Raw genomic sequence first — 15,247 nt, 5'->3', positions numbered from 1 at the left:
AGTTAAGGCCTGTTTCGGGTGCATTTGGTGCGTTTTTGCGCGCAAAAAACAGCCCCCAAACCCTAATGAAGCATTAAAACGGCAGGCTCATCTCGAAGGTCACGCCGTAGGCCTCGTAGCCGGAATTTCCGATACCCTCGTAGCGCGCGGTCCCCTCGTAGCGCGCCCCGCCCTGGGTGGCAAAGGCAAGGCCAAGCGCGGTGCTGGCCGAGAACCCTTCATAGGGTGACACACTCCCGACAACGGCGGTATAATGCGCGGCCGCACCGCCGGTCAGCGTGAGCTGGCCCGCCGATACGTTGAGCGGCAGTTCAAAATCGACCCCGGCCGAAAAATCGGTCATGGAAATGCTTTGCGCGCCGATCAGGTTTGCCAGACTGTCGGTATAGGCGTGCTGGCGGTCAGAGGTGTAGACCAGCCCGATATTGGGAAACAGCACGGCGCGCCCGGTGTCATATTCTCCGGTTACGCGGGCGGTGGCCAAAAGGCGGGTTGTGGTAAAATCGTCGGAATAGGTGCCAAGCGGGCTGACGCTGTTATAGCTTTGCCCAAACAGCGCCGAAGCCTCGAAATAAAGCGGCTGCTCGGGGTGTTGGGCCACGATATAGGGGCCGACAAGCCAGCCCCAGCCCGCGGTTTCGGCCACACCGTCAAGGCTGCGCGCATCGTCGAACTGCGCCATCATCCCCAGCCAGAGGTTTTCAGACGGCTGGTAGTGTGTGCCAACCACGCCGAACACATATTGGTCGGATTGCGTGCCGGCGGTCGACCAGTTCCCGCGCAGCTGGAACCAGAGGTTGCGCGACATGTCGGAGGAAAAATCGAACACACCAGTGCCCGAAGTAATATCGGCCGTGAAATGCCCGCCGCCCCGGACAACGCCCAAAAGGCCGGGCTGGCTGGCGATAAGGTTACGCGCGCGCGCCTGCATGAAGGATGAAATCTGCGCGGAGGTATCGCCCGCCAGCGCGTTCGTGGCGGTTTGCAGATTGGAGGCTTCGTTCGGGTTGCTGGCCCCGTCGGCTGCTACCCCGGCAGGCACCTGCACGCTGATCGCCGCCGCACCCGTTGGGGTGATGACAAGCGTATAGCTGGCCGGCCCGCCGGTTAAGCTGGTGACGGTTGCACCGCTGATGGCCACGTCACCGGGTTCAAACCCTGTGACATCTTCATCAAACTCCACGCTCAGGCTGATCGGGTCCAGCCCGGAAACGGTTGCGGGCAGGCCCGAAATGGTGGTGGTGGGCGCGGTTGTATCGGGTTCGGCGATGGTCAGGGTCTGCGTTTCGGTATCACAGTCATAGGTATCGCAAATTGTGAGTTCCACGGTGAACGTGTTGTAGGAAGCGTAACTATGGGTCGGGTTTGCGGCCGTGCTGGTATTGCCGTCACCAAAATCCCAAAACCTGCTTGTGACAATCCGGTCGGCCAATTGCGGCGTTGTATCGGTAAAGGTAATGGCGGCGGGCAGCGTTTGTGGCGGGGGCGTGAAGGTGAAGGACGCCTCGGTCGGGGCCGGGGCGGTGGTTGTATTTGTTACAAAAACCGTGGTGCCGGTTTGCCCCTGTGCCGCCGATGTAGCGTAATGGACCAAACCATCATCCGGATCGGTATATTGAAAGGAGAGCCATAATTCGCTGTGATCGGCAAAGCTGACGCTCGGGTTAGCCTGTATATAGGAAGAAATGGACACATCCGTAACGCCGCAGTTGCTTGCGATCCATGCCGGAGAGATTACGCTGGAACCATTGGCGCGATCGTTAAATCAAGGCGCAGTATAGCCATGCCTATCGCAATTTTGCGCCGCTGACAAAAGCTAATGAAGCGATGCCACAAAAAAGGCCCCCGAAACCGGAGGCCGTTTTTGAAAATTGGAGCGGGCGAGGCGATTCGAACGCCCGACCCTAACCTTGGCAAGGTTATGCTCTACCCCTGAGCTACGCCCGCTTCCTTGGGTAGCGCGGATGTAACCAATGGCGCGCCGCACCGCAAGGGGGAATTGCGGGCTGAAGGTGAAATTATGCGCTGGCCGGGTCGGACTCGGAGGCAAGGTTCAGCGTGAAATCTTCGCTATGGGCGATGATGGCGTCGTCATTCAGCAGGATAATGCCATAGGCGCCGGGTTCGGCCACGGATAGGGCGGAATCGGCGCTGGTCATATCCATCGGCATCTGGTGGGCGGGACTTTTGAAAATGCTGAAGCCGGCGCCGTGGGTCTGGCCGGATATGGTGCGATGCACATGGCCGCAGAACAGATGCGCGATTTTGCCTTTGGCGATGGCCCAGAAATCGGCAGGGTTGGCAAGGGCGATGGCATCCATCCCCGGAAAGCCAACGGCAAGGGGCGGGTGGTGCATGAAGACCGAAATGCGCCGCCCCCCTGCCCCGTTGAGCGCGCGTTCAAGCCAGCCAAGCCGTGCAGCGCACAAATGGCCGGAATGGTGCGGGGTTGCTTCGGGGTGCAGCGTGTCGAGGAAGATCAGCCTGTCGGTTGCCGTATCCAGATACGATTGCACAAAGCCCGCGCCATCATCGGGCGCGTCGGGAAAGGCTTTGCGGAAGTTTTCGCGATTGTCGTGATTGCCAAGCATGGGGGTAAAGGGTTTGCCAAGCGCGTTCATGCGGCCCGCCAATGCGCGATAGGCGCGGTTCTGGCCCAGATGCGCAAGGTCGCCCAGCAGCACGTAGCGGGCGGCATCGGGGTGGTGCCGGCCGGCATGGGCCAGCGCCAAATCGAGCCGCTCGGACGGGTTGATGCCGATGATCGGGCGGCCTTCGACGGTGAGGTGAATGTCGGACAGAACGATGAGCTTCATGCAGGCACCCCAAAATTTTGCGCCACGCTAGCCCGCACAGCCGGGGCGCGGCAAGGCTATTTCAGGCGGAGCGGCGGCAGAATCTCGTCAAAGCGATAGGGGGCCGGTTTGGGCGCTTCGGGCGGGGCGTTTGCGCCGGTATGGCCGCCCACACGCAGGCAGGCAAGCCCGTGAACAAGCGCCCAGATCATCGCCTCGGTGCTGCCGGGGCGCGGCGAAACCGGCGCAAAGGGCGCACAGGCCGCTTGCAGCACATGATAGGCGGCATCAGAGGCCGCATTCAGCCCTTCGTCGCAATACGGGCCAAGATCTGTGTTGAAAATAAGGGTGAACAGGCCGGGATGCTTGTCGGCAAAGGCAAGATAGCCTTCGCAAATGGCCACAAGCTGCGCGCGCGGTTCAGGGGCGGCCACCTGTCGATGCGCCTCCATCTCGGCGGTGAACAGCTGCCAGCCCTGGCTGGCCAGCGCAATGTTCAGCCCCGCAAGCCCGGCAAAGTGATGCGCGGGTGCCGCATGAGACACGCCCGCCCGCGCCGCAACCTTGCGCAGCGTCAGCGCGCCCAGCCCCTCGGCCTCGATAATCGCAATGCCGGCCTGAATGAGCGCGGCGCGCAGATTGCCGTGATGATGGGGTTTCTTGGCCATGTGACCGCATAAAATTTTATCTTGACAGTGTCAAGCCAATGCTATCTTTACAGTGTAAAGTTTTAGGGAGACAGATATGAGCCTGGGATTGAATATTACACGTTGGCTGGCCGCGGCATTTGCACTGCTGATTGCGCTGACCGCCTATCGGTTTTTGTTGCTGGATATGGAATTGGCCTATCCGGGGATGCTGGTGCATCTGGCAGAGCGCAGAACCGTGCTGATGGCCCATATCGTTGCCGCACCCCTTGCGCTGGCCATTGGCGTGTTCCAGCTATGGCCCAGCCTGCGGGCGCGCCGCCCTGCCCTGCACCGCGCAATGGGGCGCATCTATGTGCTGGCCGTTCTGGTGGCGGCACTGGCCGGGCTGGTGATTGGCTATACAGCGCCCGGCGGGGCGGTGGCACAGGCCGGGTTTGTGGTGCTGGCGCTGCTCTGGCTTTGCACCACCGGGCTGGCGCTTTGGCATATCCGCAGCCGCCGGATTGCCGCGCATCGCCGCTGGATGGTCCGCAGCTACGCGCTGACCTTTGCCGCCGTCACCCTGCGCCTGCAACTGCCGTTTTTCGAGATGGTCGCGGGCATGGACTATGAGCTGGCCTCGAATTGGGTGGCCTGGAGCGCCTGGCTGCCGAACCTGATATTTGCAGAATGGTGGCTGCGGCGGCGCTAGGGTTTGGGCGCCCAAAGCTGCGCATGATCGGCAAGGTAGCTGTGCAGGCTGCGCGGCCTGCGGCCAAGAAGGGTTTCGAGCGTTGCATCCGGCGTGGCGGCGGCCCCAAAGCGCAGCCCGACATGCAGCACGGTTTGGATGAAAGCCGCCATCCACGGCCTGCCGCGACGGCGCTGATGCAGGATATAGCCAAGCATCGAGGCGGGAACATAGCGGATGGGGCGCGCGAGCAGGGCCGAGAGCATGGCCGCCGCCTCGGCAAACCCCACGGCGCTTGCGCCCGTCAGGTTATAGGCGGCGCCCTGATGGTTTTGCGGGGTCAAAAGCGCGTCGGCGGCGATTTCGGCCACGTCGCGCAGATCGACAAAGCTGACCCTGCCCTTGCCAGCGGGCACATAGATACGGTTGTCGGCGCAAATATCTTCGCGATAGGCATCGGCGAAATTCTGGGCAAAGAAGCCGGGGCGCAAAATGGTGGCAGGCCGGCCCGCCAGCGCCTTTTCCACCGCATGATGCGGCACCCATTTTTTGGTATCGGCCCCGACCACCGACAGGAACACAATCTGCGCCACCCCCGCCGCATAGGCCGCGTCGCAAAACGGGATGAGCGTGGCCTTCATATCGGACAGGGGCGGCGGGCGCAGCAAGAACAACGCGCTTATGCCTGCAAGGGCTGCGGGCCAGGTGCTGCGGTTTTCAAAGTCAAACGCAACCGTATCGCCCTGCGCATCACGCGCATCGGCCGGGTCGCGCAGCGCCGAACGCACGGCCACGTTGCGCGCCGCAAGTTCGGCCAGAAGCGCGCGGCCCATATTGCCGCTGGCACCGGTTATCAACAGGCGCGGCGCGGCCATTGCCTAGCCTTGCCCGACATGCGGCGTAGCGGCACCAAGCGGCGCGCGGCTGTCCTGAAGCAGGGCTGCGACCATGCGCGTTGATCAATCGCCGGGATAAAGCGTGTAGTAACTGCGCCCGCCAAACACTTGGCCGCCACCAAACTGGTAGCCGACTTGCAGTTGCAGCGTATAGTCGCCCGAACTGCCCGGATAGACGTAGCTTTGATAGGCGGCCGCAACATACAGGCCGGTATCGAAATTATAGGCAGCACCGGCTGTCAGCACGTCATAGGAATTAACGCGGTTGCCGGAAGTGCCCCAATTACCCATCAGATAGCCCCCGAACAGGTCGATATTGTCGGTGATTGCATAGCTGCCCGACAGGCCAATCAGATTGGCGCCGTAGTCACTGACTATATCTTCATACCAGCCGACAAAGGCTTCCACCTCGATGCGGGAGGCAGAACCGCCGGGTGTGAATTTCGCCTCGATGCCAAAATAATCATCATCGCTGCTACCAGCGGCCCAGTCATCCACGCCGAAATAGGCGCCGATTGTCAGCGCGGGGTTGACCGCGTAAAAAGCATGGATGGCATAGGTCATATTGTCGAACCCGTCGCCATCGGCATAGGACTGTGTGCCAAGATCGACCTGCGCGCCAAACGCGCCAAACCCCGCAACCACCGAACCGTTGAACTGGTAGCGGTCTTCACCGCCGCCGCCGTAGCTGCGACTGACATAGGATGCGCTGACATCGCCGCCAAATGCAACAGATTGCGCATTGGCGCTTGTAACCAGTAATGCCGCAATTGCGGCAGAAGCAAGAAAAGCTGTTTTTATAATATTCCCCAATAATTCATGCGCGCCAAATAGGCCAGAAAAGCCACCGATCATGATCAAACTGAACCAGTTTGGCCAAATCGTCAAACAAAGCCGCAAAAACCGGCGGCAATGCGCGCGCTTTCGGGGTGTTTGATTTGCCGGCTGCGCCTATTCGAACTCGACGAGCAGATCCTTGGCATCGACCTGCGCGCCGGGGGTGACATGCAGCGCCTTGATTGTGCAATCACGCTCGGCATGGATGCCGGTCTCCATCTTCATCGCCTCGATCGTCAGCAGCAAATCGCCCGCCTTCACGGCCTGGCCCGCAGTTACGGCGACGGTGGCAATCACGCCGGGCATGGGCGCGCCGACCTGGTTGGCATCGCCCAGGGTCGCCTTCTGGCGGGCCTTGGTGGTGGCGGCGGCCTTGCGGTTGGGCACGCGGATGGTGCGGGGCTGGCCGTTGAGTTCGAAAAACACCTTGGTCTGCCCGTCATCGCCGGTTTCGCCCAGGGCTTGCAGGCGGATTTCGAGCGTTTTGCCGGGGTCGATCTCAACCGAGATCTGCTCGCCCTGCGCCATTCCGTAAAAGAAATTGCGCGTGGGCAGCGTGCGCACCGGGCCATAATCGCGGTGGCGGCCCATATAGTCGAGAAAGACCTTGGGATACATCAGATAGCCGCACAGGTCTTCATCATCGACCTCGAAACCGTTGAGTTCGCTTGATATTTTGGCGCGCACGGCTTCAAGGTCGGCCGCTGGCACGGCGGCGCCGGGGCGGTTGGTATTGGGTTTTTCGCCCTTCAGCACCTTGGCAATCAGCGCGGGCGGGAAGCCCCCCGGCGGCTGGCCAAGATTGCCGCGCATCATATCGATGACAGACTCCGGGAAGGCGACCTCAACCGCCGGGTCTTCGACCTCGGCGCGGGTAATGCCCTGTGCGACCATCATCAGCGCCATGTCGCCCACGACCTTGGAGCTTGGCGTGACCTTGACGATATCGCCGAACATGGCGTTCACATCGGCATAGGTGCGGGCAACCTCGTGCCAGCGTTCCTCCAGCCCCAGGCTGCGGGCCTGTGCCTTGAGGTTGGTGAACTGGCCGCCGGGCATTTCGTGCAGATACACCTCGGAAGCAGGCGCGCCGATGCCGCTTTCAAAGGCGGTATACTGGCCGCGCACGGCCTCCCAATAATCGGAGATTTCGCGGATCGCATCGATCGGCAGGCCGGTATCGCGCGGGGTATTGGCAAGGGCCGAAACGATGCTGCCCATGCAGGGCTGCGAGGTGCCGCCGGCGAAGGCGTCCATCGCGGCATCAACCGCATCGACGCCCGCCTCGGCCGCGGCCAGCACGGTGGCGGCGGAAATGCCCGATGTATCATGCGTGTGGAAATGCACCGGCAGGCCGATTTCGTCTTTCAAGGCGCGCACAAGCTTGCTGGCGGCGGCGGGTTTCAGCAGACCGGCCATGTCCTTCAGCCCAAGGATATGCGCCCCCGCATCGCGCAACGCGCGGCCCATCGTGATGTAGTAATTCAGGTCATATTTCGCGCGGTTCGGGTCGAGAATATCGCCGGTATAACAGATCGTGCCTTCGAGGATCTTGCCGGACTCCAGCACGGCATCCATTGCCACGCGCATGTTTTCCACCCAGTTGAGCGAGTCAAACACGCGGAACACATCGACGCCGGATGCCGCCGCCTGGGCGACGAATTTCTGCACGACATTGTCGGGATAGGTGGTGTAGCCCACGCCGTTCGCGCCGCGCAGCAGCATTTGCGTCAGCAGGTTGGGCATGTGTTTGCGCAGATCGCGCAGCCGCTGCCAGGGGCATTCCTGCAAGAAGCGATAGGCGACATCAAAGGTTGCCCCGCCCCAGCATTCAACAGAAAACAGCCCCGGCAGATTGGCGGCATAGGCGGGGGCGATATTGATCATATCATGGCTGCGCATCCGCGTGGCCAGCAGTGATTGATGCCCGTCGCGCATGGTCGTGTCGGTCAGCAGCAGGTTTTTCTGCGCCAGCATCCAATCGGCCACGGCCTGCGGCCCCTGGTCATCGAGCAGGTTTTTCGTGCCGTAGGGTGCGGTCTCGACGCGCAGCTTCGGGGGGCGTGCGGCGCGCGCCTCGGCATGGGGCCGGGCGCGGCCCGCCACTTCGGGGTGTTCGTTGACCGTGATATCGGCCAGATAGGTTAGGATTTTGGTCGCCCTGTCGCGGCGTTTCTTGAAGGAAAACAGCGCCGGTGTCGTGTCGATGAACTTGGTCGTGTAGGTATTGTTCAGAAAACTTTCATGCTTGAGCAGGTTTTCCACAAAGGCGATGTTGGTGGACACGCCGCGCACGCGAAATTCGCGCAAGGACCGGTCCATCCGCGCAATCGCCGTTTCCGGCGTTGGCCCCCAAGCGGTGACTTTCACGAGCAGTGAATCGTAAAACCGCGTGATGACCGCACCGGCATAGGCCGTGCCGCCATCCAGCCGGATGCCCATGCCATTGGCCGCGCGATAGGCGGTGATACGGCCATAATCGGGGATGAAATTGTTCTGCGGGTCTTCGGTGGTGACGCGGCATTGCAAGGCATGGCCGTTCAGCTTCACATCGTCCTGGCTTGGTTTGCCGGTGGCATCGGCAATGGTGGCGCCCTCGGCCAGCAGAATTTGCGCGCGCACGATGTCGATGCCGGTCACTTCTTCTGTGACCGTGTGTTCCACCTGCACGCGGGGGTTCACCTCGATGAAATAGAAATTGCCGGTATCCATATCCATGAGGAATTCGACCGTGCCGGCGCATTCATAGCCGACATGGGCGCAGATCTTGCGGCCAAGTTCGCAGATTTCGGCGCGTTGTTCCTGGCTCAGATAGGGCGCGGGGGCGCGTTCCACAACCTTTTGGTTGCGGCGCTGCACGGTGCAGTCACGCTCCCAAAGATGATACATGCCGCCAAACCGGTCGCCCAGAATCTGCACTTCCACATGGCGGGCGCGGATGATCATCTTTTCCAGATAACCCTCGCCATTGCCAAAGGCGGCTTCGGCCTCGCGGCGGCCTTCGCGCACCTTCTCAACCAACTCGTCGGGGCCAAGAATGGGGCGCATTCCGCGCCCGCCCCCGCCCCAGCTTGCCTTGAGCATCAGCGGGTAGCCGACCGCCTCGGCCTGCGCGGCGATTTTTGCCATGTCATCGCCCAGCACCTCGGTTGCGGGAATGACCGGCACGCCCGCCTCCACCGCCACGCGCCGCGCGCTGGCCTTGTCGCCAAGGGCGCGCATGGTGGCGGCCTTCGGGCCGATAAAGGTAATGCCAGCCGCATCGCAGGCATCGACCAGATCGGGGTTTTCCGACAGCAGACCATAGCCCGGGTGGATGGCATCGGCGCCAGCCATTTTGGCAACGCGGATGATTTCTTCAATGGATAGATAGGCCGCGACCGGGCCAAGCCCCTCGCCGATGCGGTAAGCCTCGTCGGCCTTGAAGCGGTGCAGGCCCAGCTTGTCTTCCTCGGCATAGACCGCCACGGTTTTCTTGCCCATCTCGTTGGCCGCGCGCATGACGCGGATGGCAATTTCACCGCGGTTGGCAATGAGGATTTTCTGGAAGTGCTTCATGGGCTGCAGTCTCCGCAAGCTGGATGATGTCGGGGCCGCCGTATTTGTAGCGAGCAGCGCCCCGCCTGACAACGTGGTTTTTGCAGTGCAGCATAAAAAGCTGCGCAACGCCCTGCCCCGCTGCTTTCCCGCCCTCTCCCCCGGTGTCAGCCTTTGTCGCTGCGCGCCTCGGTTGCCGGATCTGTTTCGCCGCGCAGCATCGCCTCGATCCGCAGATTCTGCTCGCGGATGCGGGCCAGAAGGGCCGGGTTTTCGTGAAGTTGCAGCTTCGGGTTCCAGTCTTCGGCCATGTCGCGCAGCATCCGCCGGTCTTCGCGCACAAACTCATCGGCGGCGCGCTCGGCATCATAGGGGTGCATACCCATTGCGCGCAGCGTGTATTTGCCGGCCCGCACCGATGAATCAAAGGTTTCGCGCACGATATCGCGCGCCCCCGCCGCATAAAGCCGGTAAACATCGTGGCGCGACCGCGCGCGCGCAACGATATGCACATTCGGATAGTTCTGGCGGATGAATTCGACGATTTTGACGGCCTTGTCGGCCTCGTCAATCGCCACGACAATGGCCGCCGCCTCGGATATGCCCGCCGCGATCAGCAATTCGGGGCGGGTCACATCGCCCAGATAGGCCTTTATGCCCAGCATCCGCATCCGGTGGACAGATTCCGCATTGCCGTCGATCACCGTGGTCGGGTGGCCGTTCATCAGCAACAGGCGGTTGACGACCTGCCCAAAGCGGCCCAGCCCGGCGATGATGATCTTGCCTTCGGGCACCATCGGGCGGTCATCTTCGGCCGCCTCTGTGCCGCCCATGCGCTGCACCATCTTGTCAAACAGGATGAACAGCACGGGGGTGAGGAACATCGACAGCGCCACGACCAGGCCCAAAAGCTCGGCCAGGGGGCGGGCCATGACATGGGCCTGTGTGGCGAAACCCAGCAGGACAAAGCCGAATTCGCCCGCCTGGGCGAGCGACAGCGCAAACAGCAATTGCGTGCGCCCGCGCAGCCCGAACCCCCAGCCCACCAGCCATAGCACCGCGAATTTGAGCGCCATCAGCGCAATGGTGATCGACAGGATGACCCAAAGCTTGTCCCATAACAGGCCGGTATTGATGCCCGCGCCAACAGTGATGAAGAACAGGCCCAGCAACAGCCCCTTGAAGGGCTCGATATCGGCTTCAAGCTGGTGTTTATAGGCCGAGTTGGCCAGCAGAACCCCCGCCATGAAGGTGCCAAGCGCGGGGGACAGGCCGACAGCGGTCATCAGCAGCGCGATGGCGACGACCAGCAGCAGCGCCGTGGCAATGAATATCTCGCGCATTCTGGAATGCGAAATATAGCGAAACAGCGGGCCGACCAGAAACACCCCGACCACGCCGACAAGCGCAACCGCGCCCAGCACAATGGCCGAAGCGATGATGGGCGATTGGCTGGCGATCCATTCCTTCGTTCCGTTGCCATAGGAAGCGGCCTCTTCGCCCGACAGGGCCGACATGATTTCCAGCCCCGGAATGGCCAGCAGCGGCAAAAGCGCCAGCACCGGAATGACCGCAATATCCTGCATGAGCAGCACAAAGAAGGCCGAACGCCCGCCATCGGTGCGGGCAAGCTGCTTTTCATCCAGCGTTTGCATGACAATCGCGGTTGAGGAAAGCGCAAGCGTTATGCCAATGGCTATGGCAACCGAGGGCAGAATGCCCTGCGACCAGGCGATGAGCGAAATGAGCAGCGTAGTGAACACGATCTGCATACCGCCCAGCCCGACCAGCGCCTTGCGCATGGCCCAAAGCGCGCGCGGTTCCAGCTCCAGCCCGATGACAAACAGCATCATCACCACGCCAAATTCGGCGAAATGCTGCACATCTATGGTTTCAGACCCGACAAGCCCCAGAAGCGGGCCAATGGCCAGCCCCGCCACCAGATAGCCCAGCACCGAGCCAAAGCCAAGGCGGCGCGCCAGGGGCACGGCCACGATGGCGGCGGCAAGATAGATAAAGGCCTGGTAGAGAAAGCTTTCCATTATCGTCCTTCGTCGGGGGGTTGCGCTTCGCTTTCGGCTTCGCGGGTGTCTTGCGGTTCTGGTTCTGGTTCTGGTTCTGGTGGCGCCAGTGTTTCTGCCCCCAGAAAGGGGCTGGCGGCGGCACGCTCTAAATTCAGCGTGCCGGCCGCCAAAGCGTGCAAAAGGTCGCGCCATGTTTCCAGATGAGGGGCCAGGCGGTCTTCCGCCGCTGCCGTGCGCGCCGAAGTCAGCGCAAAGGGCGGCAGGTAGATCATGGAGCAAAGCTGCGCCATTTGTTCGAACGGGGCGGCAAGCTGGCGCAAGGTGAAATGGGTTTCATGCTCGCCCGAATATTCGGAAATGGAGCGCCCGGCGCTGACCGCGTTGAAAAACACCTTGTCGCGCAGCTCCTGCCCGTGGCGGCCATAGGCAAAGCCATATTCCAGCACCACATCCTGCCATTCGCGCAGCAAGGCAGGGGCCGAATACCAGTTGAACGGATGCAGGAAGATCACCACCTCGTGCTGGCGCAAAAGCTCTTGTTCGGCCGGCACGTCGATAAGAAAGTCGGGATATTCGGCATAGATATCATGCACCGTGACCCCTTCGATTTTGGCCGCCTGCGCCGCCATGCGCATTACAACAGTCGATTGCCGCGGGCGCGGATGGGCGAGAATGATCAGGATCGGGTTAACAGATTCGGCCATCGCATCTCCTTTGCGGGTATAATATGGCCCCAAGGCGCAAATGCACAGGTATGAATTTTGACGGGCAAAACACACGGGCGGAATCCGCAAGAACAGAGTGAGAACAACTCTTTAACTTGCCCGGCAAACACGCTAGGCTGCGCCTATGAACGAGTTTGACGATGCGGATGGATTTGAGGCGGCGGCGGCTTTGCCGCTGTCGGCGCGTGCTATGGCGCGGCCCGCGATGCCGTATCTGGACGGGCTGAACCCCGAACAAAGACAGGCGGTTGAAACGCTGGACGGGCCTGTTTTGATGCTGGCGGGGGCTGGAACGGGGAAGACGAAGGCGCTGACCGCGCGAATCGCGCATTTGCTGGCCACGGGGCGGGCGCGGCCCTATGATTTGCTGGCCGTGACCTTCACCAACAAGGCCGCGCGCGAGATGAAAAACCGCGTGGGCCAGAATATCGGGCAGGTGGTTGAGGGGATGCCGTGGCTCGGCACCTTCCATTCGCTCTGTGTGAAGATTTTGCGCCGCCATGCGGAACTTGTGGGGCTGAAAAGCAACTTCACGATTCTGGATACCGATGACCAGTTGCGCCTGCTCAAACAACTGCTGAAGGCGGCCAATATTGATGACAAACGCTGGCCCGCACGGCATTTGGCCGGGGTGATTGACAACTGGAAGAACCGCGCCTGGGGGCCGGAACAGGTGCCGGTGGCCGAAGCCGCGCATTTCAACAACCAGGGCGTTGATTTCTACAAGCAATATCAGGCGCGGCTGCTGGCGCTGAACGCGGTGGATTTTGGCGATTTGCTGCTGCATGTCGTGACGATCTTCCAGCGCCACAAGGATGTGCTGGAACACTATCAGCAGAAATTCCGCTATATTCTGGTGGACGAGTATCAGGACACCAACGTCGCGCAGTATTTATGGCTGCGGCTGCTGGCGGCGGGGCACAAGAATATTTGCTGCGTGGGCGATGATGACCAGTCGATCTATGGCTGGCGCGGGGCGGAAGTAGGCAATATCCTGCGGTTTGAAAAGGATTTTCCCGGCGCGCATGTGGTGCGACTGGAGCAGAATTACCGCTCGACCCCGCATATTCTGGCCGCTGCAAGCGCGGTGATAAACGGCAATGCCAACCGTTTGGGCAAAACGCTGTGGACGGCGGAAAAAGAGGGCGAGAAGCTGCGCCTGATCGGCCATTGGGATGGCGAGGACGAGGCGCGCTGGGTGGGCGAGGAGATTGAGGCCATGCAGCGCGGCACGCGCGGGATGCGCCCCTATGACCTGTCGAAAATGGCGATTCTGGTGCGCGCCACCCACCAGATGCGCGCCTTCGAGGACCGGTTCTTGACCATCGGCCTGCCCTATCGCGTTATCGGCGGGCCGCGCTTTTACGAGCGGCTCGAAATTCGCGATGCGATGGCCTATTTCCGCGTGGTTTGCAGCCCAGATGATGATCTGGCGCTGGAGCGGATCATCAACACGCCCAAGCGTGGTTTGGGGGAAAAGGCGATCCAGACCATCCAGCGGCTGGCGCGGGACAATGGCGTATCCATGCTGGATGGCGCGCGGATTGCGGTGGATTCCGGCCTTTCGGGCAAGGGGCGGCAAGCACTTTCAGAGCTGATTGACGCGCTGGACCGCTGGCGCTTGCACATGCACGAGGGCGAGCTGAGCCATATCGAGCTTGCCGAAATTATTCTGGAGGAATCGGGCTATACCGATTTCTGGAAGAATGACAAAAGCATCGAGGCGCAGGGGCGGCTTGAGAACCTCAAGGAATTGGTGAAGGCGCTGGAGCAGTTCGAAAACCTGCAAGGATTTTTGGAGCATATCGCGCTGATCATGGATAACGAGGCGGATGACGGCAGCGCCAAGGTTTCCATCATGACGCTGCACGGCGCCAAGGGGTTGGAGTTTCCGGCGGTGTTCCTGCCGGGATGGGAGGATGGGCTCTTCCCCAGCCAGCGCAGCATGGATGAGAGCGGGCTGAAAGGGCTGGAGGAAGAGCGCCGCCTTGCCTATGTCGGCATTACGCGGGCGGAAGAAGTTTGCACGATTTCCTTTGCCGCCAACCGGCGCACCTATGGGCAGATGCAATCGACCCTGCCGAGCCGGTTTATTGATGAATTGCCGCCCGAGCATGTAGATGTGCTGACGCCGCCGGGCCTGTATGGCGGCGGGTTCGGGGCGGCGGCGCCGCGTGCGGGCGGCGGGTTTGAGGGGATCATCAAGGCCAGCGAAATGGAGGCGCGGGTGGCCAGCGCCAACAGCTACAACTCGCCCGGCTGGGCGCGGATGCAGAAACGCAGCGGCGCGCGCCCCATGCGCCAGCCGAGCGAAGCGCGCAACATGGTGCTGGATGCCGAAGCCGTGGTGCTGCACGACATCGGCACACGGGTGTTCCACCAGAAATTCGGCTATGGCCGGGTCATCGGGGTTGAGGGCAACAAACTGCATATCGACTTTGAAAAAGCCGGGCAAAAACATGTGCTGGCCAGCTATGTCAGCACCGACGAGGTGCCGTTCTAGGGCATTTTTAGCGGCGGGAAGGCCGGCAGTTTCGGAGTGGCAAAGCCGCCCGCCACCCAGTTGAGTGTGAGCGGGAAAACCAGCCGTTTCGGGAAATTGGCGAAATTCTTCATATCATCGGCCAAATCCGCCTGCCCGGCGGGGCGCGAGCGCGTCATGATGCGCATATTGGCCATTGGTCTGGGGGCGAGACAACGCGCGATGGGCACCGAAAGCCACGGACCTTTGGTGAAATCGAGCGCCAGCATGGAATTGCACTGGCTGCAGACAAGCCGCCGTGTCGGGCTTTTCGGATGCAGCTTATGGGCGCGCAATGCGCCGCGATCATCATGGATTTGCAGGTTTTTCTTGGGAAACAACGCCAGTGGCGTGCCGCCATCGCCCTGCATGACGCCAATGTTTTCGGGCAAAGCAGCCAGTGCCCTGCCTGCTGTCTGACAATCGGTGCAATAACACACAACGGCCACGGTGGCGCGCTTCGGGCTGGTGATATAGCTCGCAGCACAGGGGCAGCGCGCGATGATCGGACCTGTCATGAAACCTCCGCGATTCTGGCAAGTCTACATGAAAACTTGCAAAATAAAACGGCGCTGTCTGTGGGAGGAGATAC

The 15,247-nt window shown here is 61.4% G+C and carries 11 protein-coding genes and 1 tRNA gene; 2 read left to right on the top strand and 10 right to left on the bottom strand.

The features are described from left to right. Nucleotides 1-73: 73 nt before the first annotated feature. The 4 genes from LGT41_RS11405 to LGT41_RS11390 form a co-directional block, all read right to left on the bottom strand. Nucleotides 74-1,594, bottom strand: a complete 1,521-nt coding sequence (locus tag LGT41_RS11405) for a PKD domain-containing protein (RefSeq protein WP_274127010.1) — start codon at nt 1,592-1,594, stop codon at nt 74-76. 278 nt (nt 1,595-1,872) lie between these two features. Further along, nucleotides 1,873-1,947 (bottom strand) — tRNA-Gly (locus tag LGT41_RS11400). A 71-nt stretch (nt 1,948-2,018) separates the two neighbouring features. Next, the gene (locus tag LGT41_RS11395; protein ID WP_274127009.1) at nt 2,019-2,816 is read right to left on the bottom strand and encodes a metallophosphoesterase; all 798 of its coding nucleotides are present in this window, start codon (nt 2,814-2,816) and stop codon (nt 2,019-2,021) included. Nucleotides 2,817-2,872: 56 nt separating this feature from the next. After that, a complete protein-coding gene (locus tag LGT41_RS11390; protein WP_274127008.1) occupies nt 2,873-3,463 on the bottom strand; it encodes a TetR/AcrR family transcriptional regulator in 591 nt (196 codons plus the stop codon). A gap of 76 nt (nt 3,464-3,539) precedes the next feature. Between LGT41_RS11390 and LGT41_RS11385 the strand changes: the two genes are divergently transcribed. Continuing rightward, nucleotides 3,540-4,136 (top strand): DUF2306 domain-containing protein, encoded by a 597-nt coding sequence (locus LGT41_RS11385; RefSeq protein WP_274127007.1) that lies wholly within the window; start codon nt 3,540-3,542, stop codon nt 4,134-4,136. On the opposite strand, the gene LGT41_RS11380 is transcribed toward LGT41_RS11385, so the two are convergent. The 5 genes from LGT41_RS11380 to LGT41_RS11360 all read right to left on the bottom strand — a co-directional run bounded on the left by LGT41_RS11380 (nt 4,133) and on the right by LGT41_RS11360 (nt 12,113). Continuing rightward, a complete protein-coding gene (locus LGT41_RS11380) occupies nt 4,133-4,990 on the bottom strand; it encodes an NAD(P)H-binding protein (protein WP_274127006.1) in 858 nt (285 codons plus the stop codon). The genes LGT41_RS11385 and LGT41_RS11380 overlap by 4 nt on opposite strands. An 84-nt stretch (nt 4,991-5,074) precedes the next feature. Continuing rightward, the gene (locus LGT41_RS11375; protein WP_274127005.1) at nt 5,075-5,824 is read right to left on the bottom strand and encodes a hypothetical protein; all 750 of its coding nucleotides are present in this window, start codon (nt 5,822-5,824) and stop codon (nt 5,075-5,077) included. 138 nt (nt 5,825-5,962) lie between these two features. Next, entirely contained in the window at nt 5,963-9,406 is a 3,444-nt protein-coding gene (locus LGT41_RS11370) for a pyruvate carboxylase (protein ID WP_274127004.1), read from the bottom strand. A gap of 146 nt (nt 9,407-9,552) precedes the next feature. Continuing rightward, on the bottom strand, nt 9,553-11,427 hold the full coding sequence (locus LGT41_RS11365) for a cation:proton antiporter domain-containing protein (RefSeq protein ID WP_274127003.1): 1,875 nt from the start codon (nt 11,425-11,427) through the stop codon (nt 9,553-9,555). Next, complete coding sequence (locus tag LGT41_RS11360) at nt 11,427-12,113, bottom strand: NAD(P)H-dependent oxidoreductase (protein WP_274127002.1); 687 nt, start codon at nt 12,111-12,113, stop codon at nt 11,427-11,429. The genes LGT41_RS11365 and LGT41_RS11360 overlap by 1 nt, the downstream gene beginning before the upstream one ends. 145 nt (nt 12,114-12,258) lie before the next feature. Here LGT41_RS11360 and LGT41_RS11355 point away from each other — a divergent pair, with 145 nt between their 5' ends. After that, nucleotides 12,259-14,637 (top strand): ATP-dependent helicase, encoded by a 2,379-nt coding sequence (locus LGT41_RS11355; RefSeq protein WP_274127001.1) that lies wholly within the window; start codon nt 12,259-12,261, stop codon nt 14,635-14,637. On the opposite strand, the gene LGT41_RS11350 is transcribed toward LGT41_RS11355, so the two are convergent. After that, on the bottom strand, nt 14,634-15,173 hold the full coding sequence (locus LGT41_RS11350; RefSeq protein ID WP_274127000.1) for a GFA family protein: 540 nt from the start codon (nt 15,171-15,173) through the stop codon (nt 14,634-14,636). The genes LGT41_RS11355 and LGT41_RS11350 overlap by 4 nt on opposite strands. Nucleotides 15,174-15,247 lie beyond the last annotated feature (74 nt).

Source organism: Abyssibius alkaniclasticus (assembly GCF_020447305.1).
GTDB classification, from domain to species: domain Bacteria; phylum Pseudomonadota; class Alphaproteobacteria; order Rhodobacterales; family Rhodobacteraceae; genus Abyssibius; species Abyssibius alkaniclasticus.
Note: the sequence above shows the minus strand (reverse complement) of the source record. Positions and strands in the feature narration are given on the sequence as shown.

Excerpts from the sequence above, each read along its gene's own strand:
- LGT41_RS11395 (WP_274127009.1), bottom strand. The coding sequence starts at position 2,816 with ATGAAGCTCATCGTTCTGTCCGACATTCACCTCACCGTCGAAGGCCGC.
- LGT41_RS11390 (WP_274127008.1), bottom strand. The coding sequence starts at position 3,463 with ATGGCCAAGAAACCCCATCATCACGGCAATCTGCGCGCCGCGCTCATT.
- LGT41_RS11385 (WP_274127007.1), top strand. The coding sequence starts at position 3,540 with ATGAGCCTGGGATTGAATATTACACGTTGGCTGGCCGCGGCATTTGCA.
- LGT41_RS11380 (WP_274127006.1), bottom strand. The coding sequence starts at position 4,990 with ATGGCCGCGCCGCGCCTGTTGATAACCGGTGCCAGCGGCAATATGGGC.
- LGT41_RS11370 (WP_274127004.1), bottom strand. The coding sequence starts at position 9,406 with ATGAAGCACTTCCAGAAAATCCTCATTGCCAACCGCGGTGAAATTGCC.
- LGT41_RS11365 (WP_274127003.1), bottom strand. The coding sequence starts at position 11,427 with ATGGAAAGCTTTCTCTACCAGGCCTTTATCTATCTTGCCGCCGCCATC.
- LGT41_RS11360 (WP_274127002.1), bottom strand. The coding sequence starts at position 12,113 with ATGGCCGAATCTGTTAACCCGATCCTGATCATTCTCGCCCATCCGCGC.
- LGT41_RS11355 (WP_274127001.1), top strand. The coding sequence starts at position 12,259 with ATGAACGAGTTTGACGATGCGGATGGATTTGAGGCGGCGGCGGCTTTG.
- LGT41_RS11350 (WP_274127000.1), bottom strand. The coding sequence starts at position 15,173 with ATGACAGGTCCGATCATCGCGCGCTGCCCCTGTGCTGCGAGCTATATC.